Consider the following 24,172-nt stretch of genomic DNA (forward strand, 5'->3'; position numbering starts at 1 on the left):
TTGCACGAACCATTCCAGCTTGAGAGTGAACACCGCAGGTTCAATCGCGCCGCAGGCCGGGCGCATCCGTGGCGGTTTCCCTAACCGAGTTCGTCATCCTCGCCTATGCGCAAAATTGTTCTCGTCGTCTTTCTTTTTGTCCTGAGCGTTCTGAGCGGCACGCTTGCATCTGCCGCGAATGCAGCCGCCGGCGCGGCCAGCCCAGCCCTTGGCTCATCGAGCGTCACCCTGACGCCCGAACAGGCGCGTGCCGCGCTGGCGGTCCTCAACGACCCTGCACGCCGCAGCCAGGTCGAGGACACGCTGCGGGCCGTCGCGGCTGCCGGAGCGCTCTCTACGCCTGTGCAGGCCGCCTCAGGCAGCTCGGCCCCGGCGGCGGCCGCTTCGGCTGCGAGCGGTGCATCGGGCGCGGCGAGCGTGCTGGCCAAGTCGCTGACGAGCAACGGGCTGGCATCGCAGATCTCGCATGAGGCGGGTTACTGGCTCGTGGAACTCAGCAGCGGCCTGCGCCGTTCCGTCACCGCGCTGCTCGACTACGGCTCGGTCATGCAGTGGTGGCACGAGCGCGCTGCCACTGCCAGCGGCCGCGATCTGATCGGCCAGGTGATCTGGTCGATCTCGATCTCGTTGCTGCCTGCACTCTTGCTGGAATACCTGAGCTCGCGATGGCTGCGCCGGCCGCGCGAGCGAATCGCTGCCCGCGGGATCGTGGATGTCGATGCAGCCCAGCCGGAACTGGCGAAGGAAGAGCAGGCCGCAGTGCACGCCGAAGCCGTGGCCGAGCGTTCGGGCAACGAGGCGGCTATCGAAGTCGCCGAGCACAAGACTGATACAGCCCGCGGCGTGCGTCATGCAGCGCGGCACTGGACTTTGTTGCAACGGCTGCCAAGCGCCATTCTTCATAGCTTGCTCACGTTGCTGCCGCTGCTCGTATTCGTGATCGCCACGACTGTGCTGATGTCTGTTTTCATCGACGACAGCACGCCGCAAGGCCGTTCCGTCGGCGCGCTGATCGACGCGTACCTGGTGTGCCGCGGCATTGTGATCGCGTGCGGGTTCTTCATCGCGCCTCGCGCGCCGGGCCTGCGCCTGATCCAGATCAGCGACGATGCCGCCCGCTTCGCACAACGCTGGCTGGTGCGGCTTGTGTGGGTGGCGGGAGCGGGCTCGGCGTTCGCTGAGGCAGCGGCGCCGCTGGGCATGACCGACACCGCTCACGACTCGATCCTGAAGGTGGTCGCGCTGGTCGTGCACGTGCTGATCGCTATCGTGATTCTCAAATGCCGCGTGCCGGTTGCGGTCTGGATTCGCGAGAGCGTCAAGGGACGTCGATCATTCGTACTGCTGGGCAATTGGATTGCTGATGCCTGGGCCGGGCTCGCGGTATTTTTCGTGCTGGCGCTGTGGTTCGTCTGGGCGCTCGATGTACGCAACGGGTATCGCACATTGTTTCATCTGTTCGGCATCTCGGTGCTCGTGCTGGTCGCGGCGCGCGTGGTCGCAATTGTTGCGTTCGGTGCGCTCGGCCGTATTTTCCATACGGCCGGCGGCGAGGAGGACCTGTCGAACAAGTCGATCGTGCATCGGCACGCTTACCGCTATTACCCGCTGCTGCGGCGTGTCGTGCGGACGGCGATCGTCGTGGTTACCTTGCTGACGCTGCTGCAGGTCTGGGGGCTTCACGTCCTGACGCTGTTCTCGTCGGGCGGGGTGGGCCATCGGCTTGCATCCGCGCTGATTACCATCGGGGTCGCCGCTGCGTTCGCCGTCATCGTGTGGGAAGGCGCGAACGTGATGGTCGAGCAACGTCTGGAAACGTGGACCACGAGTGGCGACAGCTTGCGGGCCGCGCGTCTTCGAACGCTGCTGCCAATGATGCGCAGCGCGCTCTTTATCGTGATCGCGATGGTCGTCGTGATGACGGGATTAAGCGAGATCGGTGTCAACACCGCGCCGCTGCTCGCGAGCGCGAGCATCTTCGGCGTGGCGCTTGGTTTCGGTTCGCAAAAGCTCGTGCAGGATCTGATCACCGGCATCTTCCTATTGATGGAGAACGCGATGCAGGTCGGCGACTCGGTCACGCTCGCGGGGGTCTCGGGGACAGTCGAGTACCTGTCGATCCGCACGGTGCGTTTGCGAGGCAGTGACGGCTCGCTGTTCACGGTGCCGTTCAGTTCGGTATCGACGGTGAACAACACGAATCGCGGCATTGGCAATGCCGCGGTACGCGTGAGCATCGCCCTTGGGCAGGACGTGAACCTGGCGGCGGATACGCTTAACGAGATCGGGGCGTCGCTGCGTGAAGATGATGCGTTCAAGGACGGCATTCTCTCCGACTTCAGCCTGTGGGGTGTAGATGCGGTAGATGGGTCGAGCGTCACGCTCGCCGGTCAGATCCAATGCCGCGACAGCGCACGCTGGGGCGTGCAGCGTGAATTCAACCGGCGCATTGTGGACCGCTTCACGGAACGGGGCATTGAGATAGCGAATCCGCAGCGCAATTTCGTGATCGTGAAGGGCGGCGATGCGGGTGAACTGGCTGCAGCCTTCAAGGGAGATCAGCGTGGCGATTGCTCAACCAATACAACCAATACGGCTGTGAACGTGAATGCGAACGCCAATGGCGATCAACGCGGCGAGCGCACCATCACCGGCGAGCCTTCGAACTTGCCGCCCGAGCGTTCGAAGCCCAACCGGCCATAAAATGCTTCGAGCGCGGCGCTGTCGGGTGCGGCGTGATCGATGGAAGGCGCGGCGGGGCCTTCTCCTTTCTGCGTGAGTGGCCGTGGCACGAGTGAAAGCATGACCCCGTGCCTGTCCGCCAGCGCGACCAGCCGGTCCATGGCCACGCGTGCATGTCCCCGATGGTGTTCTCCTTCGGACCACAGGGCCTCTAGCGCGACGGCGCAGTCGCCGGTAGCCTCGAGCCACATCTCGACGTGCTGGCGGTCCTCGACATGGCTGGCGTGAAATGCATCGATCATTCGTGAAGCGGCGGTGTCGGACATGGGCGCCTTGCAGGGAAGTGGACTCAACAACGAGCAAGCGAAACAGCAAGACGAGTGCTTGATGGCCGTTACCGGAACATTTTATGCTGCTTACAACGGCGTCCTTCGTCCTTCTATAATGCGCTCAACACACGCACGCACGGTCGTCCGGCGGTGGCACGGACGAGACGGGCGTGTTGTCCCGTCCGGCATCTTGCCCGTGTGTTTCACCTCGCGTCCTCCTTCCACTTACGGTGCCGCCCAGATGAAATCGATCGTCCGTTCCACGCTCGGCCTGCTCCTTCGTTCTACCCGCATCGTCACGCAGATATCTACTCACATTCCCTCACGAATTCCCGCGTTGAGCTTGATGGCCGCGATGGCTATGCTCTTGTTCAGCGCGTGTGAGCCAACGTTTGCGCAGGTCCCGGATAGCTCCCAACGTAGCGCCAACGGCAATGGCCGCGGCCAGCCCGTCAAGGTCATGATCATTTCCATGTTCGGCCCTGAGGCCCAGGTCTGGCTCGACAAGCTCGGACCCTGGAAGGCCATTCGCGTGGCTGGCCTGTCTCCGGATTATCCCGTTGTGAACTGCAACCGCCAGGAGGTCTGCGTGATGACCACCGGCATGGGGCATGCGAACGCGGCTGCTTCGCTGATGGCGCTCACGTTCTCCGACAGATTCGATCTGCGCCGCACCTATTTCATGATCGCGGGGATCGCGGGCATCGACCCGATGCGAGGCACGCTCGGCTCTGCCGCGTGGGCAAAGTATCTCGTCGACTTCGGGATCCAATGGGAGCTCGATGCGCGCGAAAAGCCCGATAGCTGGCCGAGCGGTTATCTCGGCATCAATACGAAAAGCCCGGCCGACAACCCCCCGCTTGATTACAAGACCGAGGTGTTCCGGCTGAATCCGGATCTCGCCGACGCAGCTTATGCGTTGTCGAAGAACGTGGTGATGTCCGACAACCCCGAAGCGCAGGCCGCGCGCGCCAGGTTCAGCTATGCGCCCGCGAACCAGCCGCCCAAGGTGATCCAGTGCGACACGCTGGCGAGTGATACGTGGTGGTCGGGGAAGGTCATCGGCGAGCGGGCGCGCGACTGGACGAAGCTCGTGACTGACGGCCAGGGCGTGTATTGCACGACGCAGCAGGAGGACAACGCGACTTACGAGGCACTGTCGCGTGCGGCGAGTGTGCATCGCGTGGATTTGAACCGGGTGGCGGCCTTGCGTTCCGGTTCGGATTTTGATCGGCCCCATGACGGGCAATCCGCCTCCGATAATCTCCTCAATTACGCCGCCCAGGGCGGTTTCGCGCCGGCTATCGACAACTTGTATCGGGCGGGGAATCCGCTGGTGCAGGAGATTGCAACGCACTGGACCGAATGGCGCGACGGCGTACCGCAACACTAGCGGCACGAGACCCGCAGCCCACCGCCCGTCCTCCGCATCAGCGCGCTACGAGACGAGCGGCGGCACGGAAGAAGAATTTTCTATCGATACCCCTGCCTTCATAGTTTCCGCGGACGCTGTTACAACTCGGTGCAACATATTCCTTCCGGCGGTCATTCGGACGTTCCGTTAGTCAAATTTCCGCATCAAAAATGTAAGCAGGGTGACAGTTTTTATCCAAGGGTTTTCCTGCGCCGCAATTCCGGAGGTTCACTGACCGGCTGTTACAACTCCGCCATTCCTCGCAATCCGGTTAATTCGTCGGGCATATCAACCGACTATTCCGCGCATCTGTTTTTTCCCCACGAAATCAACCGTCAAGAAAACCCTCTGTCAATTGATCCGGCCCATTTCGCTTCAAAATAGTTGCCATGAACCGGTCACATTTTCCTGTTACAACCCCGGGAAAAAATTACCGTTTCTCTTTGTTGTTTTATGGAAATTTATTATTGAGATGTTCTTGATTTCCCGCAGCGTGGTACTTACAATCCGTTTCACAGTGTTGTTACAAGATGTAACTCAGTGAAACAAAGTTTAAACGTAGCCCGACAGAACAAACGTTTGGCTAGGCAAAAAAGATAGCCGGCAAGAATGCCGGCAGGGTGCTCGGGGTTTATATCGAACGCAGGAAAATCATGAACGGTCGCGAAACGCTGGACTCGATTCGAGAAATCAACTTGTCGTACATCATGCTCGCGCAGCGCATGCTGCGAGAGGACCGTGCCATCGGGATGTTTCGACTGGGTTTGTCTAAGGAACTCGCCGACCTTCTGTCCGGGCTGACGCTCGCGCAGGTTGTCAAACTGGCGGCTTCAGACCAGTTGCTGTGTTTTTTCCGTTTCAACGATCACACCATGCTGGCTGCACTCACGTCGCCCGCGAAGCATGCGGATATCGCGCCGACGCACGCCGCCATCTTGCTGGCCGGCCAGCCAGCAGAACAGTTCCTCTAAGCACGAGAGCGCGCCATGCTTAAGAAGAGCCTCACCGAAGATGCACTGGAAGTTTTCCGCGCGATCGCATTGATCGAACTCGGGGCGCGGATGCAGGTGCTCGAAAGTGAACTGACACTGTCGCGTGACCGGATGATCCGGTTGTATCGCGAGGTGAAGGGCGTATCGCCACCGAAGGGCATGCTGCCTTTCTCGGCTGACTGGTATATGACGTGGCTCGCGAACATCCACGCTTCGCTCTTCTACAACACGTATGCGTTCCTGAAGAAAGAAGCAGGTTGCTCGCACCTCGATGCCCTGACGAAGGGGTATCGGTTGTATCTCGAACATTGCAGGAATAGCGATGTCGAGGCGGTACTTGATTTAACGCGGGCCTGGACCCTTGTGCGCTTTTTCGATGCGGGCATGCTGCAGCTCACGAAATGCTGCCGCTGCACTGGAAAGTTCATTGCGCACAAACATGATTTGCAAGAAAACGTGGTGTGCGGGGCCTGCCAGCCGCCGTCACGCGCGGGGAAGACCAAGAAAGCGGCGGCCGCCCGTCAGGCGAGCCTTGAGACCGCGCTGGTGGAGTTGAGTAGGGTATCGACTAACGAAGTGCCGGAACCGACGGTGCTCGAACACGTGGCGATGTTACAGCCGCGCACAGAAAGCCTGATTGCACAGGCTGCTTAGGCGGCAAGCGGACCGGTGGCCCCGAGGACCATCATTCGATGGGGTGGCCGCAGGACCCGCTGCTGTTTTTTAAGGTTTTAAAGGGGTGTTGGATTTTTTTGGGCTACCGAGGTTGGTAGCCCTTTTGCTTTTCCAGGGGACGCGGTGCGCTCCAACCCCTATGCCGACAATAACGACCCTGTCCTGTATGCAGTCGCACTGGCGACGCGAGCCACCTCCATCCCCGCGGTAGCAAACCGTGCAATCTGCCGCGCATACAACATGCCGGTGGTTGTGCAATTCAACGGCGTAACGGTATCGGTCAGCGGATCGACCACATCGGCAATTGCATCGCCGGCCTTGACCAATGCCCCGACCTTCGCGCGAAACACCAGCACGCCGCTCACAGGCGCAACAATAGGTTCGGCGCCGGCAAGCGGCGTAGCCGGATAGGAAAGCGCCGGCATGGCGGGCGCAGCCGCATCGATCACGCCACGATGCATCAGGTAATTGATGATGCCCTGCGCGTCAGCATCGGCGAATTCATACGACACGTCGTGCTGGCTGCGCAGTTCCACCGTCACCGAAATACCGCCATTGGGCACCGGGAAACGATCGCCAAACCTGGCTCGCAGATCCGACCAGCAGAAACTGTGAATCTCGTCGAACGGGTTGCCCACCGAATTCAACGCCAGCAGCGACGCCTTCGAATCCAGATATCGTGCAAGCGGCTCGACTTCGTCCCAGATATCCGGGTTGGTGTAGAGGTGCAGCGCCGCGTCGAGGTCACAATGCAGGTCGAGCACGACATCGGCATCGTAAGAGAGCTTTTGCAACGCAAGGCGTTGCGACTCAAGCTCGGTTTGCGGTTTTTGCTCGTCCAATGCATCACGCATCGCGCGGCGCACAGCAAGCTTGTTGGCATTGCTGTCCCCAGACAGCCGGCCTTCTATACGCGGTGCGATCAGCGCGGCCAGGTCGTGGAAATTGCGGTTGAAGTTGTGGCCGCTGTTCAGCTCGAAACGCCCGAGCAACGTGCCATGCATGTTCTGGTTCAAGCCGATCGGGTTCGATACCGGCACGATCACCACTTCGCCGTGCAGCTTGCCTGCCGCTTCGAACTCGGCCAGAAGGCGCCGCAGACGCCAGGCGACCAGCATGCCGGGAAGTTCGTCGGCATGCAGCGAGGACTGGATATAGATCTTTTCGCCGCCGCCCGGGCCGTAGTGAAAGCTCAGGATATTGCGGGTGGTGCCGATAGACGGCGAAATCAGGGTGTGCGTTTTGGTTTGCATGATTGTCGGTGCACGGCGCTCGGATACGCGTCGCGCTTGGGAAAAGTGTCGGCGTGTTCAGGAGAGCGGGGCGGAACGTTCGCGACGGCCACCGGGTTTTGCTGCGCGCCCGTGGCGCCGGTTATTACCTGCGAGTAGTTGCGGCGCCGCCTGCCCCAGACGCACGATCTTAGCTGAAAACGACAGCATTGCCGCGCCAGGAGAAAAAGACGCCGAAAACAAAACGGGCTCCGCGTTTGTCGCGGAGCCCGTTTTCTCAAGCGCTCAACCTGTGTCCGGAACGCGTTCCGGACACAGGTTCAGGGACTGCTTAGCTGCCGTACACGTCGAAGTCGAAGTACTTCTTCTCAAGCTTCTTGTACGTGCCGTCCTTGATGATCGAGGCAATTGCCTTGTCGATCTGTGCCTTCAGGTCGGTGTCTTCCTTGCGCAGGCCGATACCCGCGCCGTTGCCAAGGATGGTCGGATCGACCAGATCCTTGCCCACGAACTCGTAACCCGTACCGCGCGGCGTCTTCAGGAAGCCAACTTCAGCTTGCACGGCGTCTTGCAGCGCTGCATCGAGGCGTCCAGCTTGCAAGTCGGCGTAGACGCCGTCCTGGTTCTGGTACGGCGTAACCGTTACACCCTTCGGCGCCCAGTAGGTCTTGGCGTAGGTTTCCTGGATCGTGCCTTGTTCCACACCGACCGTCTTGCCCTTCAAGCCATCGGCTGTCGGCAGGATGCCGCTGCCCTTCTTGGCGATCAGGCGGGTCGGCGTGTTGAACAGCTTGCTCGAGAACGCAATCTGTTCGGCGCGTTGCGGCGTCATGGACATTGACGACAGCACGCCGTCGAACTTCTTCGCCTTCAAGGCCGGGATCATGCCGTCGAAATCGTTTTCCACCCATACGCACTTCGCATGCAGGCGTGCGCAGATTTCATTGCCGAGGTCGATATCGAAGCCGACCAGCTTGCCATCCGGACCTTTCGATTCGAACGGGGCGTAAGAGGCGTCGACGCCGAAACGGATGGTCGAGTAATCCTTCGCATTGGCGGTGACGGAAGTGATCGATGTGACGGCGAGCAAGGAAATCGTCAAAGCCGCGAGCAGTTTTTTCACTGTTTTTACTCCATAGGTGGTCAGTACATCCCGGATAGGTCAGTACCCGGGTTCGTCCGGCGTGAGGCCCCTCGGCACCGGACAGCGAGCATTCCGCGGATTGTGTCCGCAATAGAACCGCAGCAGGTTACCAAGCCAAAAAAATAAGGGAGTTGGTGAAAATCCCGATAGCTAATCTTGCAACCCTTGTGCGGTCAGGCATTTGAGCCTGTGCAGGCAATTGAATCAATTTTCGTGCAACGCGATTGTAAGTCCGATTGGTGAATCAGATGATGAGTCTCGTCATGAAACGTGCGTAGCGCATCTAGTGCGAGTGCGGTGGGCAAGGCGTTGCAAGCCCTTTGCTTGAGCGACACCTCGCAGGCCAGGCTGTTACGAGGTCAGGTCTTCTATCGGCGTGCCCGTCAATGAAACGATGAAGTCGAAAAACGCCCTCACTTTGGCCGGCAGATGATGGCGCGACGGATAGGCAGCATAGAGAGGAAAGGTCTCGTCGGGCCAATCGGGAAACAGGTCCACCAACCGGCCGCTGGCCAGCAATTGCTCGGCGCCAAGCGCGAGGACTTGCGCGACCCCGTGTCCTGCGAGACAAACGCCGTGCATTGTCCCGACGTCGTTCGCGCTCAGGCGTCCCCGGGCGGCAATAAGGATCTTCTTCTTGCCGCGATGAAATTCCCACTGGAAGGGGCGCCCGGTTTCGGGATCACGGAAATGGATGCACGTATGCGGCTCGCGTTCGAGATCGGCCGGGACGAGCGGGCGGCCATGTTTCTTGATGTACCCCGGCGATGCCACGGTAATGACGCGTGTATCCAGCAGCTTGCGCGCGATCAGCGTGGATTCACGCGGCTGACCGAAGCGAACGGCGAGGTCGAAACCGTCCGCGACCATGTCGCCAAGCTGATCGCGCGTGATCAGGTCGAGTTGCAGTTCGGGGTATTTTTCGACGAACGCACCGAGCCGCGGTCCAAGAAACAGACGCGAAAAGAACGGATCGATATTCACGCGCAAGCGCCCGCGCACCGCAGTTGCCCCTTGCGACGCGGACGCCGCCGCTTCTTCAAGTCCGCTTAGCAGCGGCACGATCTGCTCGTAGAAACGCCGCCCTTCGTCGGTGAGCTTGACTGAGCGGGTAGTACGGTCGAATAGCCGGATACCCAGCCGGGCTTCGAGTCGCGCCACCGAGCGGCTCACCCCGGATTGCGACATATCGAGCGCTTCGCTGGCGGCGGCAAAACTGCCGCTGTCGACGATCGCACTCAACACGCCCATGCCGTTCAGCATCCGTTCGTCGAAGCTCATGGACATGCTCTCCTGTCATTAATCGGCTGGAGCTCATGCTATCGTGAAATGAGTGCAATGATGGCGGAGTGGGCGATCGGACACGCAGCGTAGTCGACGAGTCACATGCCTGCCGACAGTCAAACCTTTTCGGGAACCTTGGTCTGCCTAAGCAAGGTTCCTGGACTCGACATATCGCTCGAACGGAAACGCTGCCGGTATTCCATTGGGCTGATATGAAGGCGCTTGCTAAAGGTTCGCCTGAGCGTGTCGGCGCTTTCGAATCCACATCGGCGCGCGATGCTTGAAACCGGATGGTCGGTGCTTTCCAGATATCGCCGGGCGGCATCGATGCGTGCGTCATTGAGAAAGGTCATCAGGCTGACGCCGCACTCCTTGCTAAAGACACGGGACAGGTTGCGCGCGCTCATGTTCAGCCGCTGCGCAAGAGACGCCACGGTGTGCGGCCGATGGAGATTATCGAGCAGGTACTGCTGAACCGGCTGGATCTGTGAATCGGCGGCAGCCTGCGTTTCCAGGAGCGGACTGAATTGCGATTGCCCACCCGCGCGCCGCACATACACAATCAGGTACTTCGCTACGTCCAGCGCCATCTTCCTGCCGAAATCTTCCTCGATCATGACAAGCGCGAGGTCGATGCCCGCCGTCACGCCGGCGGTCGTATAAAGACCGCCGTCTTTCACATAGATCTGATCCGGTTCGACTTTCGCTTTCGGAAACATGGCGGCGAGTCTTGCCGCATCCATCCAGTGGGTCGTCACGGTCTTGTGATCAATCATGCCGGCCGAACCGAAGGCGAATACTCCGTTGCAAATGGCGGCAATACGACGGCTGATGCGACGTTGCTTCAGCAGCCATTCGCTGAGCGTGGAGTCTTCCAGGACCTCAAAAATGCCGAGACCGCCCGGGATGATCACTGTATCGAATTCAGGGCAGGGGTCGAAGATCGTCCTGTCCGGCACGACCGTCAAACCACTGGACGAGAGCACGGATCCGCGCGTCGTGCCAACGGTCAGCATTTCGTACTCACACTGCCCCTGGCTCAGGATACGGACCTCGGCGAACGCATCTTTCGGCCCGGCGATATCGAGCAACTGGAAGCCGGGAAACAACACCATGGCGACGGTGATCTTGCGCATATGCGGGTCCGATGAATTCGGGGTCCGGGCAGGCGGAGCTTGGCGCCGCTGCGGCACCCGCTCACGCGATGAAACCACGCCGGAAATCAGGCTGACCCCGGGCGACGCCAGGAACAATTATTCTAAGTTGGCAAAATTTCGATGACCAGCGGGACGTGACGCCAATTGATCAGCACGGACCCGGCGCACTTGGATTGCGCCGTGCCGCGCTGTTTTAACAAAGTGCTTAGACAGCTTGGTGAAGTGAACGCCCATTCGCCGTTCGGGAACGGGCATGCAGGCTACGCTGTGCCAGGTTGCCGAACAGCAAACCCAACGTGGTCCACATGATCACTTGCATGCCGATGGCAGCAACCCGGAATTTCCAGAGCAGCACGGCAGGAAAAGCGGCTGGGACCTCGTTGATCGCCGGCATGCCAATCTGCACCGCGGCAATGATCACGACAAACACCGCTGCGCCGGCAATGGACGCATTCCATGATCCGACGTAGGCAATTGCCGCCCGGCGAATCCTTAGCGAAAACACCATGGTGGCTAGCGAGATCACGATCATCAGAAAGTACAGGCTTGTGCGATAGCCTATGGTCGCCGGGTCTCCAACCGAAGGTGGATTGGCGGGGTACTTGAGGTTCGGCACGATCACTAAGGCAATGAATCCCGCAATGGCCAGCCACGCCGACAAAGCATTGGCGCTGAGCTTGCCGGCCCGGCCAACCATTGCCGAGAAGGTCAGTGCGAACAGGCCGCCGATAGCCGCGCTGTAAGCCATTACGCCCGTGAGCAACCCGAGCCCTGCCTGCGTGTGACGGCTGACGAGTTCCGGTTCGGGCGCTTCGCCTTTTGCAGCATCTGCTTTTTCCTCGAACGAAATCGCCTGATCGACTTGAGGCTCGCCGACTATTTTCGCAAAACTGAACGTGAGCAGTCCGGCTGCAATGCCCGCGAGCATGCCGCGCACCAATAATTTGCCGACCATGGGAGTCTCCGGATCAATGGCAAGGGAAGCCGAGCAGGTGCCGGCCATCGTGTACAAATTCATGCACGTACATGCCGGGAATCAGCGATGTCGCGCCTTCTTCCGCACCCACGAAATAGATCGCGAGCAGCATCAGCAAGCCACCGAAAATCATCCACGGCATAAGCTCGCGAACGGGAAGCGGTAACGGCATGACGGTTGAATCCAGAACAGCGTCGATCATAAGGATCTCCAAAGGGCGTTAGCCCGGACAGGTGGACATTGAGAAAAATATGACCCGGTTCAAGCGTGAGCGGTGACGGCTGCAGCGTCGATAGCGGCTATTTCCGCCGCCGACAGCACGCCGGCTTCGACCAGGGTCTTCTTGAGCGCGAGAAAGAAACGTTCGTAATAGTCCCAGCGCGGTTGGCCCGCGCAATAGCCGTCCTCCCATTCGGCAATCGATTCGATCAGGTTCTGCCGGAAGGCTTCCCACTCGAAATATCCGGCCTTCGACAACGACAGCGCGAGGCCGAAGACATCGCGTTCCCAAGGTTTGTCGAAGAGAAATTTGCCTTGGCTGCGCGGCGGTGAATCGGGTTGACCCAGCATGCTTGATGCAGCGTATTCCTCGAAGCGCGTGAACATGATCAGCCCGCGGCGAGTGATGTGGGTGATGTCGGTGACATCGATGATGGCGGGGGCACCAGCGCAACGCCCATCATCGCCTCTGGCGTGATGAGTGCGGCCAGTGCCTCTTCGCTCATGCCGTCCGTTCCCGCTGGACGTTCCGGTACGACGAACCAGCGAATCTGCGCACTGCTGTCCCACACCTTGACCTCGGTGTCAGCCGTTACAGGCACGCCGAATTCGCGCAGCACCGCACGCGGTTCACGCACGCCGCGCGCGCGAAATACGGGGTCTTTGTACCAATACGGCGGCAGACCGAGTACCGGCCATGGATAACACGAGCACAGCGTACAGATGATCAGGTTATGCACACCGTCGCCGTTCGCGACTGCAGCCATGTGTTCGCCTTCCGCGCCGTCCATGCCCTGCGGCAAGTCCATTGTCGCGATGGCTCTGGGCGTGTCTTCGATCAAAAGCTGCTTGAACGCGGGATCGACCCACGCATGCGCGACAATGCGCGCGCCGTTGAACGGGCCCGCCACAGTTTCGAAATGGCCGAGCACGGTATCCACCGAGTCGCTGCCCAGCACGCCTTTCTCGATCAACAGCGCTTCCAGAGCGCGTACTTTTGCGGCGCTGGCCGCTTCGCGCTCATCGTCGTATTTAAATAGGTCGCTCATGGTCGTGGTTCCTGGCATGGATCAGTTGGGTGCAAGCAGATAGGTGTCGAAGAGATCGGCGTAGACGGTCGTATTGGGCTCGCTCTTCTCCTCGCCCCAGATGTCGGCGGCATTGAACGCCACGCGATACACGGGCATGGCCTGACCGATGCCATCAGGTCCCGTCGAAACGAAATATGAAAATGCACCGGGATAAACAAGGTCCACCGTGCCGCGTTTGTTACGAAGATATCCGGGCAAGCGCGTGTGCTCGACAGCATCGGGGTCCGCCACGCACACTGGCGCGCCCTTCGAAAAACGCGGCGCCTGTTCGAATGCGTGAAAGCCGGAATCGCCGTTGACCAGGTACGCGTTGATCTGCGCGGCAACCGCGGGATTAGGCATGGCTGGAAGCGCCGCTTGCGGATCAGCGCGGTAATGGCGGGTCTTTTCGTCGAGCTCATCAGCCGACAGATATCCCTCGTCGATAAAGAACTGCGAGATGCCCATCAACCATTTTTCGTAATAGCGGTACTTGAAATACTCGAACGGCTGCATGCCTTCGGCACCCGTGCGCAACGACGCCCAGGTCCATGTATTCCTGAATGTAGTGGGCAGGTCGGCCATGGGATAACGCGGCAACGCATCGGCCAGATGTGTGCTCTCGGCCATCATCACCGTATGGATGCCGAAGATGCGTTTCTCCCACGGCTCGACGAACACTTGCGTGTCCACATTTACCGGACCGAGATTTTCCAGTCCACCCAAGTTGTGCTGTAGTTTCATTCGATGTTCCCGGACGAAAGTGAGTTGAAGTTCAGTTGAAGTTCAGTTGAGCTGCGGCTCGGGTTTGCGGGTCAGGGCGTCGCCGAGGACTTCGGACACGATCCCAAACAACGCGCCCGTGATCAGCGCCGCCGCTGCAACGAGTGCGGGGTTATGAATGCCGGCCGTGGTGATGGCTCGGCCGGTGGCCACCGTCGTACCCACGGTCGACGCAAAACCCCACACGACCGCCGGCAGCACGTTCAGCAACTTGACCTTCGACGCCTGCACCATTGCCGCACTGCCAACGCCCACGCAAATTGCCGCGATGGCGGGCGTCTGCGCCGAACTTGCAATGGCAAGCAACGACAGCGACGCAATCACCAGACCCGTGAGGTTCGAGGCAACGCTTTGCACGAATCCGGCCGAGCCGCCACCGACCACGAAGAACGATGCCCATGCGATAAATGTCACCCAGACGGGGACGGGAAATACCGTGGCGGTGATGTAGGTATCGACTACGGCCAACACACCGATGCTGAGGGTAAAGGCTTCAGACTTTTTCATTGCAGGCTCCTTGAGGGTGGGGATTCAGGGCTGATGCAGGCAATCGAGGAAAGCTTCGCGCAGGCGCGGCATGTCGAGGTCGCGGCCGATGAATACGAACTTGCTGTCACGTGTTTCATCGGTGCGCCACGCGCGTCCGGGACGTGCTTCGAGCAGCATGTGGACGCTATGAAAATGGAACTGCCGCGGCTCGGACTGGAAATGCAGCACGCCCTTCATCCGCATGAGTTGCGGGCCGGACTGCTGCACCAGCTGGTTGATCCAGCGATTGAAGCGATTCGGATCGAGGGCGCCGCTTTCGACCAGCGCACACGATTGAATCGATGAATCATGTTCGTGGTCGTGGGCATTTTCATCAAGCAGATCGGGCTCGATTTCAAGTAGCGCGGGCAAGGAAAAACGCCGTACGCCAAGCAGCGAATCGGCTGGGACTCGCGAATGGCTCGCAGTGGTGATGGCCGCGGTCCGGTTCAGTGCACGCACCTGCGTTTCGAGCTGATCCAGCGCGTGAGCGTCGATGAGATCGACCTTGTTGATGACGACGATATCAGCGAACGCTACCTGCTCGCGCACGATCTCGTCCTGGAGTTGTTGAGCGAAATGATGTGCATCGACAACGGTCACCACGGCTTCGAGTTCGACCGCTGCGCGCAAATCCGGGTCCGCAAGGAAGGTCTGCAACACCGGCGCAGGATCGGCGAGTCCGGATGTCTCGACGATCAGGCGATCAAGCCTTGCGTGCGTGCTGCCTTGCGTGCGCGTCAGCAATTCCTTGACGCTCGCCACCAGGTCGGCGCGCACCGTGCAGCACACACAACCGTTGTTGATTTCGATCAATGCCTCTGCTTCGGCGACGATCAACTGGCCGTCGATACCGACCTCGCCGAACTCGTTCACGACAACGCCGATGCGCCCGGCCGTGCTGTGCTGCATCAGGTGATTGACCAGCGTGGTCTTGCCGGCGCCTAGAAAGCCTGAAATCACGGTGACGGGAATCTTGCGTCGCGGACTGGATTGAGGTTGGTGCATGGCTGATCTCGACAAAGGCGTGAGGGATTTGGCCTTGTAAAGAGCGAGTACCAGGCCCGGTTTTGCCAGACGGCTTGAGTGAAACGCGCTCTGTCTCGATTGCCCCGCTCTTATGGCCGTATTGGTATAAGCGGTCGATAACGGACAAAATTCAGATATGACCGGCTTTAGGCTCAAGACAGGAAATGGTGCAGACACGGGCAGGCGTGCTCACATTGGGTGCGCGATGTGCTTTGATTAGTGGAGCTGGGTTTGAGAGAAGAGCGACGAGCGATGATTCAAGCCGCTGCGCACTAGGCGACCATTCAGCGCGTAGGGGTGAACAATCGCAAGAACAGACGTCAGCGATAATGCGTGAAGCGACGCCGCCTTCCCGCGCGTCGACCTATGAAGGAGTGACGGCGTGGTCGATTCATCCGCAGTCCTGGCTGTTTTGTCTGTCTATATTGCGGGCGTGGTTATTCCCGGACCGAACTTTGTCGCGGTTGCGCACAAGGCGGCTTCGTCGACGCGTTCCGAGGCCCTGGCGGTCGTCGCGGGCATCGTCCTGGTCAGCCTGTTCTGGGCGACGTGCGCCATTCTCGGCGTCGGAATTGTGTTCGCTGCATTTCCGTGGATGGCGCTGGTCGTCAAGATTGGCGGCGCGGCGTATCTCATGTGGTTCGGCTGCCGGCTGATCTTCAAGGCGCGAGCCGGCGAGTCGGGCATGGCTGCGGCGAGCGTGTCTGGCGGATTGCGCAAGGCATTCGTGCAAGGCTTCGCGACCAATATCACGAACCCGAAGTCGGTAGCGTTTTTCGCCGCCATCTTTGCTTCCGCCACGCCCGCGCATATGTCGCCGGTCACCTTCGCGGCCATGCTTGCGATGGTCGCTCTGGTTGCAACGACGTGGTACGACTTCGTCGCACTCGTGCTCTCACACGCGGGGATTGCGTCAGGCTACCGTGGGTATCGGGCATGGATCGACCGGGTCTGCGGCGGGTTGATCGTGGCGCTGGGCGTTCGCCAGCTACTGACTCGATGAAACGCGCTTGACGAAGAAGACGGCGGCGACGGACGGGACGGGCGCTACGGAGGCTCTTCGCTTACGGATGCGAATACGCACCCTTGTCGGCAGTATGTCGCGTCTTCTTGTGCTTCTTATGTTTCGGCGGCGGCGCGTGCCGCGAAGCACCGCCGGATCCCGACACCGACGACTGTCCCTCGCCGAAGTGATAAGTCTCCGCCAATGCGGCGGTCGAGATAAACGCAAAAGCGCTGAGGGTCGAGGCGATCACTATGTGCGTAAGCTTCATTGCGTGGACGTTCCAAAGTTAAAGTGCGTCAGCTTAAACCAAAGCGCCGCTGCCGCACTTCATTCCCCCGGCCTTGCCCTTACTTGCGAAGCGGCTGGTCCTGCATCAACCAGGACAACGCGAACGCAAGCAGGACGACCGAACCTGCCACAAGAAACACGAGATGCATCGATCCCGAGAACGCGTTGAGATAGGTATCGCGCAAAGCGGCGGGAAGATGCTGGACCATCGTGGGTCCCATCGATCGCGGTAACTCCGCACCCGGCGGCATGGCATCTGCCAGACGCGAATGCAGACTGTTCGTAAAGATTGCACCGAACGTGGCTACCCCCACCGAACCGCCAATCGACCTGAATAGTGTCGCGCCGGATGTCGCCACGCCCACGTTCTTGAACGGCACCGCATTTTGCACGGCGAGCACCAGCACCTGCATGACCATGCCGAGTCCAAGTCCCAGCAGCAGCATGAACAGGTACATGGTGTGAAGCGGGGTATCCAGTTGCAGCGTGGACAGCAGGAACATGCCGCAGGCCACGAGCGCGGTACCGCAGATCGGGAACCAGCGATATTTGCCGATTCTGCTGATCAAGCGTCCGCTGATGATGGAGGTGGACAGTATGCCGGCCATCATCGGCAAGATTTGCAGGCCGGCTTGCGATGGTGTTGAACCCTTCGCCACTTGCAGGTACAGCGGCAGGAACGTGATCGCGCCGAACAGCGAAAATCCGATGATGAAACCGATCAGCCCGCTCAGCACGAACGTGCGCTCCCTGAAAAGCTCGAGCGGCATAATCGGTTCATCCGCGAGCCGTTCTTCGTAGATAAAACCGCCCAGCGTAATGAGTCCGAGCGCGAGCGTGAACCAAAGCTGCGGCGAACTCCACGGCAGCAGTGTGCCGCCCTGGCTGGTAAAAAGGATGATACAAGTGAGCGAAGCGGCTAAAAAAGCGGCGCCCATGTAATCGATTTTATGTTTTACATGCGCCACATGCGGTTTGAACACGAGTCCGATCACGATCAGCGCCAGCACGCCCAGCGGCACGTTGATATAGAAGATCCAGCGCCACGAAAGATGCTCGACGATAAACCCGCCCAGCAGCGGTCCGACGACCGTCGCGAGTCCGAATACACCGCCGAACAAGCCCTGGTAGCGGCCGCGTTCGGCGGGTGGAATGACGTCGGCGATGGCGGCCATGGTCACGACCATCAAGCCGCCGCCGCCGAGCCCTTGCAACGCGCGTAACACGATCAACTGGGTCATGTCCTGCGCGACGCCGCACAGGATCGAGCCGGCGAGAAAAATGAGGATTGACGCCTGAATGACGACTTTGCGGCCGAACAGATCGCCGAATTTACCGTACAGCGGCACCACGATAGTCGACGTCAGCAGGTATGACGTCACGACCCACGACAGGCTTTCGAGCCCGCCGAGCTCGCCCACGATGGTGGGCAGCGCCGTCGAAACGATGGTCTGGTCGAGCGCGCCGAGCAGCATCACGAGCAGCAGCGCCGTGAAAAGCAGCCGGATTGGAGGTCGCTCTTCAATGGTGGGAAGTGCGACAGAGGGTTGCAGGGATTCCATTCAGCCGCCCGATGAGATAAATTAATGTTGGAGTTAATATTAGGCGACGCCGTCCCCGGGGTCAATTGCGACTATGACTAAAAATGTAACTGCTCCTTCCGACCATTCTGTTCCTTCCGTCCCCGCCGAGCCGCGGAAGGCTGGGCGCCGGCCCGGGCGGCCGACCGGCGCGCAGCACGGCGAGCCGCGGGCGTTGTTGTTGGACGTCGCGCTGGTTTTATTTGCGCGCCAGGGAATCATGGAGACCACGCTTGGCGCGATTGCGCGCGAGGCGGGCGTGACGCCGGCCATGGTCCATTACTATTTCAAGACGCGCGATCAACTGCTGGACGTGTTGATCGATGAGCGATTCGTGCCGTTGCGCGCCGAGCTTGGCCGCGCGTTTGCGGACTCGGACGCGGAACCGGCGGATGCGTTGCGCGCGTTTGCGGAGGGTCTCGTCGCGGTGGCGGAGCGGCATCCGTGGTTTGCGACGTTGTGGGTTCGAGAGGTCATCAGTGAAGGGGGGTTGCTGCGCCAGCGTATTGCCGAGCGTTTCGGCGATGCGAATAAGAAGGCATCGATTGCACGCATCGCGCAATGGCAGAAGGAGGGCAAGCTCAACCCGCACCTGGAGCCATCGCTCTTGTTTGTGTCGTTGTTCGGATTGACGTTGTTGCCGTTGGCGGTGACTTATACGTGGGCTGAGGAGAGTGGGGGCCGTGCGCCCAGGCGGGATCAGATTGCGCGGCACGCAGTGGCGTTGCTGATGCACGGGGTTGGGCCGTTGGTTGGGCCGTTTTGAGCGGTTGATTTTCGCTCGCGCCGGTGGACGGGGTTTGGGGTGGAGTGGTCGGAGTCTATGCCGGGTTGGTCGGTTCTGGCGTTAGCGGTCGGAGTCTATGCCGGGTTGCTGCTTTCGGCCTTAGCGGTCTGCGAGAGTCGGATATTCTCTTTATCACTATTAGCCACTGTGCGTGGCGGCACGTCATTTCTTTGTCCAAAGCGACAAAGAAACGAAGCAAAGAAAGCGCTTTCAACCACGCTACCCTAAGTGTCCACAGCGTGCAGTTTTGATTCATAGGTGCCCCAAAAGCACGGTGCTCGCCAGAGCGAAGGATGTGTGAAACCCTCCTTCTCCGAACACCGATACCCACACGCTTCGCCACCAGTGATTGAACCTGCCCAAGGGGCACCCCGCGCTATCCGCGGACGACCGACCACCAATTTGTATGCACGACCAACTACCTTGCCAACCTACGTTGAAACGAGGCCGCGGGATGCGTGAGGCCGTAACCGACGAATTCCATGCAACCGACCAGCCGACTCGCCAAAGGTTGAAGCGGTAAATACACATCAGGCTGTGATTGGCGAAGCTGGTCACGGGGGCCCTCCAGCGCAAGCCATTCACCCAACCTACCAAGAAACGAAGCCTTAAATGCGGGTGGGGTCGAGCGGGTTGCCGGGCGAATGGTGCTTGCCCGAGAGCGTACGGGGCGAAGCGTGTTCGTGTCAGGATTCGCGAGAAGGAGGGGTTCACACATCCGTGGCTCTGGCGAGCACCGTGCTTTTGGGGCACCTATGAATAGAAACTGCACGCTGTGGACACTTAGGGTAGCGTGGTTGAAAGCGTTTTCTTTGCTTCGTTTCTTTGTCGCTTTGGACAAAGAAATGATGTGCCGCCACGCACAGTGGCTAATAGTGATAAAGAGAATATCCGACTCTCGCAGACCGCTAAGGCCGAAAGCAGCAACCCGGCATAGACTCCGACCGCTAACCTCCGAGCCTAGCAACCCGGCATCGACCCCGACCGCTAACCCCAGAACCGACCACCCCAGCATAGACCCCACCCGCTACCCCCACCCCCCAAAAAAAGCATCTCAAACCGGCACCACGACGGGCGCGTAACCCCGTCCCCCATCGAGCATACGAACAGCAAACCCATAACACCGTTCGATCAAATCGGGCCGCATCACCTCCCGTGATGCACCTTGCGCGATGATCGCGCCGTCGGCCAGCAGGGCAATGGTATCGGCGTGCCGCCCGGCGAGATTCGGATCATGCACGATAGCCAGCGCGCCGATATGCCAGTCCCGCGTCAAGTCGCGCACCGTCATCAGCAGCCGGTGCTGATGCGCAAGATCGAGCGCGGCGGTTGGTTCATCGAGCAGAAGGTAACGCGGCGTTGCGTGGGTCGAACCATTCGCGTTGGCCGCGTCGGGCCATAGCTGCGCCAGCACCCGTGCGAACTGCACGCGCGCAAGCTCACCGCCCGAAAGCGTCGTGATCTCGCGGCCCGCAAGGTCATTGGCGCCGGCCAGCATCAAGGCATCGGCGACAATGCCCCGGTCATGGCGCGACGGCACACCGCCACGCAGATGCGGATATCGCCCGAGCAGCACGATTTCCTCCACGCTGAATGGAAACGCCGCTTGCGACGCTTGCGGAAGCACCGCGCGCAGCAGCGCAAGCCGCCGTGGCGAGATCGTGTCCAGCGGCTCGCCGTTGAGCGTAGTCGTGCCGCAATGACGCGCGCCCCGCGCTGGTCCGCTGATTTGGAAATCCCCGGCCAGTGCCTTGAGCAAGGTGCTCTTACCCGCACCGTTGCGCCCCAGCAGCGCGGTCAGCGTCCCCGGTTTTATGGTCAATGAGAGGTCGCGCAAAATCGGTGTCGCGCCATGTGCCACGCAGAGGTTGCTCGTCATCAGCATCGGTTGGTGCTCTCCATCGATATCAAACGCTTACAGGCCGAGCTGGCTGCGACTTCGCCACAACAGCATCAGGAAAAACGGCGCGCCGAGCAGCGCGGTCAGGATGCCGAGCGGCACTTCGGCGGGCGAGGCCACGGTCCGCGCAGCAAGATCAGCGAGTACGGTAAGGACGGCACCCAACAGCATCGCGCCGGGCATCACCACGCGTTGATCCGGACCGCACGCAAGCCGTACGCAATGCGGGGCGACCAGCCCGATAAAGCCAATCACGCCCGTGCAAGACACCAGCGCGCCCACGCTCAGCGCCGACGCAACCAGCACGGTGCGTTTGACCGCTTGCGTGGGTACGCCGAGATGCTGCGCTTCGGTCTCGCCCAGTTGCAGAGCATTCAACGCGTGCGAATGGCGCGCGATCAGCACAACGCCCAGCAACACGAACGGCAGCACCGCGCCGAGCACGGGCCACTGCGCACCGCCAAGACTGCCGAGGCTCCAGAACGTGAGCGAGCGCAATTGCGCGTCGTCGGCTATGTAGGTCAGCAGACCGATCGCCGCGCCCACGAGCGCATTGATCGCGATGCCCGCCAGCAGCAGAAGCGGCAACGCGAGCCGCCCGCGTGCCGCCGCGAGCCGATAGACCAGCGCGGATACCGCCAGTGCACCGGCGAACGCGGCTATCGGCAGGAAGTAGAGGTTCACCATTCCGACGGACCCGCCCAACAACGGCCCAAGCACGATCAGCGTCGATGCACCGAGTGCCGCACCGCTCGAGATGCCGATCAGGCCCGGATCGGCGAGCGGGTTGCGAAATAGCGCCTGCAATGCGCTGCCCGCCGCGCCGAACCCCGCGCCCACTAGCAGCGCCAGCAACACACGCGGCAGCCGTATGTTAAGGAGTACAGCATGAGCCTGCTGGAGGGCGGGATCTGATGCGATCAAGTCACCACTTGCGCTCAGTGCCGACCAGACCAGTGACGGTGTCATGCGGTAAGCACCCACGCAGATCGCAACCAGCGTTGCCAGGAAGAGGACTACTGCCAGCCCCGCCAGCATCAACGTTGCTACGCGACGTCTGCGATCGACCATCTCCATGGGTGCGACCGATGCCGCGGCAGAGGTGTTCATCAGGCCTGCCCCAGACGCTGGTTGAGCGCCGTCACGGCAGCCGGCAGACGCGGTCCGAACCCGAGCAGGAATAGCGCGTCGAGCGAGACCACGCGCTTCGCGCGGCCAGCGGGCGTGGCACCAAAACCCGGGCTCGCGAGCAGCGCCGCTGGGCCGCCGACTGCGCTCAAACCTTCATCGGTAATCAACACGATGTCCGGTGCAGCGCTGACCAACGCTTCCGCCGACAACGGCCGATAACCGTTGAATCCCTGCATCGCGTTCCGTGCGCCGGCATAAGCGAGCATGGCGTCGGCCGCCGTGTTCTGACCCGCGGCCAGCGCCTGATTACCCGTGTGATTCAGCACGAACAGGATGCGCGGCGGCGACCCGCTTCGACCGAGCGCCGACGCCTCCACCGCTCGACGTGCGCTCTGCCATTCGTTATCGAATTGCGCCCGAAGCGCATTGCCGGCAGTGGTTGCATCGAGTGCACCGGCAATGCCCGTGATCTTGCCGCGCACGGTGTCCGCGTCGTGGCGCTCGGGAAACGAAACCACTTCCACGCCGGCTTTCTGCACCTGACTCAGCACGCCCGGTGGCCCGGCTTCGGCGGACGCGAGAATCAGGTCGGGTCGCAGTGACAACAAGCCTTCAGCCGAAAGCGCACGTTGATAACCGACCTTCGGCAACTCGCGCGCGGCGGCGGGATAGGTACAGGTGGTATCGGTTGCGACCAGCGTTCCGTGCGCACCGGCTTGCGCGCCGAGCGCATACACGACTTCCGCGAGCGCACCGCCAACGACGATCACCCGTCGTTGCGGTTGCGCCAGCGCACGGCCCTGCAACGCGCCCGTTACCAGCATCACACCGCCGCCTATGAGGAGCTTTCGACGCTGGCCGTTGAAGCGTTCGTGGTTCATACCGGAACCTCATTTTGCAAGGGCACGATGCCTGCAATCAGTTCACGCCAGCCCTCGAGTTCCGGCGTGCCGGGTTTGCGGGCACCGAACAGCATCGCGATGTTTTCACCATCGGCATCGAACAATTCAAGCGATGTGACGATACCGTCGCTCGTCGGCTTGCGCACGACCCATGCGCCAGCGATGAGATCCGCGCGCAGATGCAAGTTGAAATCCGGATCGAGCACGTTGAGCCACGGCCCCATCACGCGGATGGTCTTGACCGGTCCCGTATGGATCTGGATCATGCCGCGGTTTCCCACGAATACCATGATCGGCAATTCGGTCTCTGCGGCCCTTTCCAGCAGGCCCTGCAGTGCGTCTACCCCGACCGGTTGCGCATAACGCCGGTCGGCCAGCCGCAACGCCTGCGTCCGCGCAAGGCTGAACTTACGCAGGATGCCGAAGAACTGATGCGTGTCGGTCATCGCATTCCATGCAGTGTGGAAGGCCGGTACGTCGATGTCACTGTCCGGCAGCACCGCGGGCGGCGGCGCGATCTCGCCGAGCGTCAGGCCAGGTATCTGGTCGCGCATCTGCCAGCGTTCGACCAAGGCATCGAACGCTGCGTGATTGCTATGCTCGCGCAGAAATACCTTATGCACGGCATGACCTTGCGGATCGAAGAATTGCAGGCTCTTTTGCAGGCCGTGCGATGTTTCTTCACGCACGGCAAAACCCGACGCCCAGTTCCGATAGAACACCCGCAGGTCGATCTTGCTTCCCAGCACGAGGCCTACCAAACCGTCATGGCTCATGTCTTCGAACGTGCCGTCTTTCTCATGGACAGCGGCTTCGTTGCGAGTCAGTACCATGACGGCACCGAGTTGCGGCATCTGCTCGAACAACTCGACAAAGCTCGGCTCCAGCCGCACCACATGTTCACCGGTGAACGCGGCCAGCGCTTCGCCCTCGCTGATACCGAGTGCATGCGCCGCTTCGCGGTTGCGCAGCTTTTGCGTGGTCTTGAGAGTAAGAAAGCCGTGGCGCAATTGATGCAGCTTCGCAGCGTCCGGGCGGGTGGTATTCAGCATGTTGCGGGTCCT

Annotated in this window: 24 protein-coding genes; 6 read left to right on the top strand and 18 right to left on the bottom strand. The window is 60.7% G+C overall.

Annotation, left to right across the window (positions count from 1 at the left end; translation table 11 throughout):
* Nucleotides 1-105: 105 nt before the first annotated feature.
* Nucleotides 106-2,703 carry a mechanosensitive ion channel family protein gene (locus tag ACSQ8V_RS20740; protein WP_436206981.1) on the top strand — a complete coding sequence of 866 codons (2,598 nt, stop codon included), beginning with the start codon at nt 106-108 and terminating at the stop codon, nt 2,701-2,703.
* Here ACSQ8V_RS20740 and ACSQ8V_RS20745 read toward each other — a convergent pair.
* On the bottom strand, nt 2,628-3,008 hold the full coding sequence (locus tag ACSQ8V_RS20745) for a hypothetical protein (RefSeq protein WP_213764418.1): 381 nt from the start codon (nt 3,006-3,008) through the stop codon (nt 2,628-2,630). The two genes, ACSQ8V_RS20740 and ACSQ8V_RS20745, sit on opposite strands and share 76 nt — an antisense overlap.
* 349 nt (nt 3,009-3,357) lie before the next feature.
* Between ACSQ8V_RS20745 and ACSQ8V_RS20750 the strand changes: the two genes are divergently transcribed.
* The 3 genes from ACSQ8V_RS20750 (at nt 3,358) to flhC (ending at nt 6,071) form a co-directional block, all read left to right on the top strand.
* On the top strand, nt 3,358-4,404 hold the full coding sequence (locus ACSQ8V_RS20750; RefSeq protein WP_436207974.1) for a purine-nucleoside phosphorylase: 1,047 nt from the start codon (nt 3,358-3,360) through the stop codon (nt 4,402-4,404).
* A gap of 674 nt (nt 4,405-5,078) precedes the next feature.
* Nucleotides 5,079-5,396 (top strand): flagellar transcriptional regulator FlhD, encoded by a 318-nt coding sequence (gene flhD, locus ACSQ8V_RS20755; protein ID WP_047845882.1) that lies wholly within the window; start codon nt 5,079-5,081, stop codon nt 5,394-5,396.
* A gap of 15 nt (nt 5,397-5,411) precedes the next feature.
* Nucleotides 5,412-6,071 (top strand): flagellar transcriptional regulator FlhC, encoded by a 660-nt coding sequence (gene flhC / locus ACSQ8V_RS20760; RefSeq protein ID WP_213764419.1) that lies wholly within the window; start codon nt 5,412-5,414, stop codon nt 6,069-6,071.
* 158 nt (nt 6,072-6,229) lie between these two features.
* Here the strand turns inward: flhC and ACSQ8V_RS20765 are convergent, their stop codons facing one another.
* The 11 genes from ACSQ8V_RS20765 to ACSQ8V_RS20815 all read right to left on the bottom strand — a co-directional run bounded on the left by ACSQ8V_RS20765 (nt 6,230) and on the right by ACSQ8V_RS20815 (nt 15,493).
* Nucleotides 6,230-7,345: a succinylglutamate desuccinylase gene (locus ACSQ8V_RS20765; RefSeq protein ID WP_436206982.1), complete on the bottom strand. Its 1,116-nt coding sequence runs from the start codon at nt 7,343-7,345 to the stop codon at nt 6,230-6,232.
* A 310-nt stretch (nt 7,346-7,655) separates the two neighbouring features.
* Nucleotides 7,656-8,447, bottom strand: coding sequence for an ABC transporter substrate-binding protein (locus ACSQ8V_RS20770; protein WP_213764421.1), 792 nt, complete (start codon nt 8,445-8,447; stop codon nt 7,656-7,658).
* A gap of 372 nt (nt 8,448-8,819) precedes the next feature.
* Nucleotides 8,820-9,749 (bottom strand): LysR family transcriptional regulator, encoded by a 930-nt coding sequence (locus ACSQ8V_RS20775; RefSeq protein WP_436206983.1) that lies wholly within the window; start codon nt 9,747-9,749, stop codon nt 8,820-8,822.
* A 119-nt stretch (nt 9,750-9,868) separates the two neighbouring features.
* On the bottom strand, nt 9,869-10,888 hold the full coding sequence (locus ACSQ8V_RS20780) for a GlxA family transcriptional regulator (protein WP_213764423.1): 1,020 nt from the start codon (nt 10,886-10,888) through the stop codon (nt 9,869-9,871).
* Nucleotides 10,889-11,114: 226 nt separating this feature from the next.
* Entirely contained in the window at nt 11,115-11,864 is a 750-nt protein-coding gene (locus tag ACSQ8V_RS20785) for a CbtA family protein (RefSeq protein ID WP_436206984.1), read from the bottom strand.
* 13 nt (nt 11,865-11,877) lie between these two features.
* Nucleotides 11,878-12,087: a CbtB domain-containing protein gene (locus ACSQ8V_RS20790; protein WP_213764425.1), complete on the bottom strand. Its 210-nt coding sequence runs from the start codon at nt 12,085-12,087 to the stop codon at nt 11,878-11,880.
* A gap of 59 nt (nt 12,088-12,146) precedes the next feature.
* Entirely contained in the window at nt 12,147-12,491 is a 345-nt protein-coding gene (locus ACSQ8V_RS20795) for a nitrile hydratase accessory protein (RefSeq protein WP_436206985.1), read from the bottom strand.
* Nucleotides 12,492-12,493: 2 nt separating this feature from the next.
* Complete coding sequence (gene nthA / locus ACSQ8V_RS20800) at nt 12,494-13,153, bottom strand: nitrile hydratase subunit alpha (RefSeq protein ID WP_436206986.1); 660 nt, start codon at nt 13,151-13,153, stop codon at nt 12,494-12,496.
* A gap of 21 nt (nt 13,154-13,174) precedes the next feature.
* Nucleotides 13,175-13,918 (bottom strand): nitrile hydratase subunit beta, encoded by a 744-nt coding sequence (nthB, locus tag ACSQ8V_RS20805; RefSeq protein WP_436206987.1) that lies wholly within the window; start codon nt 13,916-13,918, stop codon nt 13,175-13,177.
* A gap of 42 nt (nt 13,919-13,960) precedes the next feature.
* Nucleotides 13,961-14,464 carry a DUF1097 domain-containing protein gene (locus ACSQ8V_RS20810; protein ID WP_213764429.1) on the bottom strand — a complete coding sequence of 168 codons (504 nt, stop codon included), beginning with the start codon at nt 14,462-14,464 and terminating at the stop codon, nt 13,961-13,963.
* A 24-nt stretch (nt 14,465-14,488) separates the two neighbouring features.
* Nucleotides 14,489-15,493: a CobW family GTP-binding protein gene (locus tag ACSQ8V_RS20815; RefSeq protein WP_436206988.1), complete on the bottom strand. Its 1,005-nt coding sequence runs from the start codon at nt 15,491-15,493 to the stop codon at nt 14,489-14,491.
* A gap of 403 nt (nt 15,494-15,896) precedes the next feature.
* Between ACSQ8V_RS20815 and ACSQ8V_RS20820 the strand changes: the two genes are divergently transcribed.
* A complete protein-coding gene (locus tag ACSQ8V_RS20820; RefSeq protein ID WP_436206989.1) occupies nt 15,897-16,517 on the top strand; it encodes a LysE family translocator in 621 nt (206 codons plus the stop codon).
* Between the two features lie 61 nt (nt 16,518-16,578).
* On the opposite strand, the gene ACSQ8V_RS20825 is transcribed toward ACSQ8V_RS20820, so the two are convergent.
* Both ACSQ8V_RS20825 and ACSQ8V_RS20830 read right to left on the bottom strand, forming a co-directional pair.
* Nucleotides 16,579-16,788, bottom strand: a complete 210-nt coding sequence (locus ACSQ8V_RS20825) for a hypothetical protein (protein WP_436206990.1) — start codon at nt 16,786-16,788, stop codon at nt 16,579-16,581.
* A 79-nt stretch (nt 16,789-16,867) separates the two neighbouring features.
* The gene (locus ACSQ8V_RS20830) at nt 16,868-18,370 is read right to left on the bottom strand and encodes an MDR family MFS transporter (protein WP_436206991.1); all 1,503 of its coding nucleotides are present in this window, start codon (nt 18,368-18,370) and stop codon (nt 16,868-16,870) included.
* Between the two features lie 73 nt (nt 18,371-18,443).
* On the opposite strand from ACSQ8V_RS20830, the gene ACSQ8V_RS20835 reads away from it, so the two are divergent.
* Nucleotides 18,444-19,154: a TetR/AcrR family transcriptional regulator gene (locus ACSQ8V_RS20835; RefSeq protein WP_436206992.1), complete on the top strand. Its 711-nt coding sequence runs from the start codon at nt 18,444-18,446 to the stop codon at nt 19,152-19,154.
* A gap of 1,075 nt (nt 19,155-20,229) precedes the next feature.
* Here the strand turns inward: ACSQ8V_RS20835 and ACSQ8V_RS20840 are convergent.
* Genes ACSQ8V_RS20840 through ACSQ8V_RS20855 form a run of 4 tightly spaced genes read right to left on the bottom strand, consistent with a single transcriptional unit; the run spans nt 20,230 to nt 24,160 of the window.
* Nucleotides 20,230-21,060 (bottom strand): heme ABC transporter ATP-binding protein, encoded by an 831-nt coding sequence (locus ACSQ8V_RS20840; protein WP_436206993.1) that lies wholly within the window; start codon nt 21,058-21,060, stop codon nt 20,230-20,232.
* 30 nt (nt 21,061-21,090) lie between these two features.
* Complete coding sequence (locus ACSQ8V_RS20845; protein ID WP_436206994.1) at nt 21,091-22,185, bottom strand: FecCD family ABC transporter permease; 1,095 nt, start codon at nt 22,183-22,185, stop codon at nt 21,091-21,093.
* The gene (locus tag ACSQ8V_RS20850; RefSeq protein WP_436206995.1) at nt 22,185-23,087 is read right to left on the bottom strand and encodes a heme/hemin ABC transporter substrate-binding protein; all 903 of its coding nucleotides are present in this window, start codon (nt 23,085-23,087) and stop codon (nt 22,185-22,187) included. Before ACSQ8V_RS20850 ends, ACSQ8V_RS20845 begins: the two co-directional genes overlap by 1 nt.
* Complete coding sequence (locus ACSQ8V_RS20855) at nt 23,084-24,160, bottom strand: hemin-degrading factor (protein ID WP_436206996.1); 1,077 nt, start codon at nt 24,158-24,160, stop codon at nt 23,084-23,086. The genes ACSQ8V_RS20850 and ACSQ8V_RS20855 overlap by 4 nt, the downstream gene beginning before the upstream one ends.
* Nucleotides 24,161-24,172 lie beyond the last annotated feature (12 nt).

Source organism: Caballeronia sp. LjRoot31 (genome assembly GCF_964253885.1).
Taxonomy (GTDB): Bacteria; Pseudomonadota; Gammaproteobacteria; order Burkholderiales; family Burkholderiaceae; genus Caballeronia.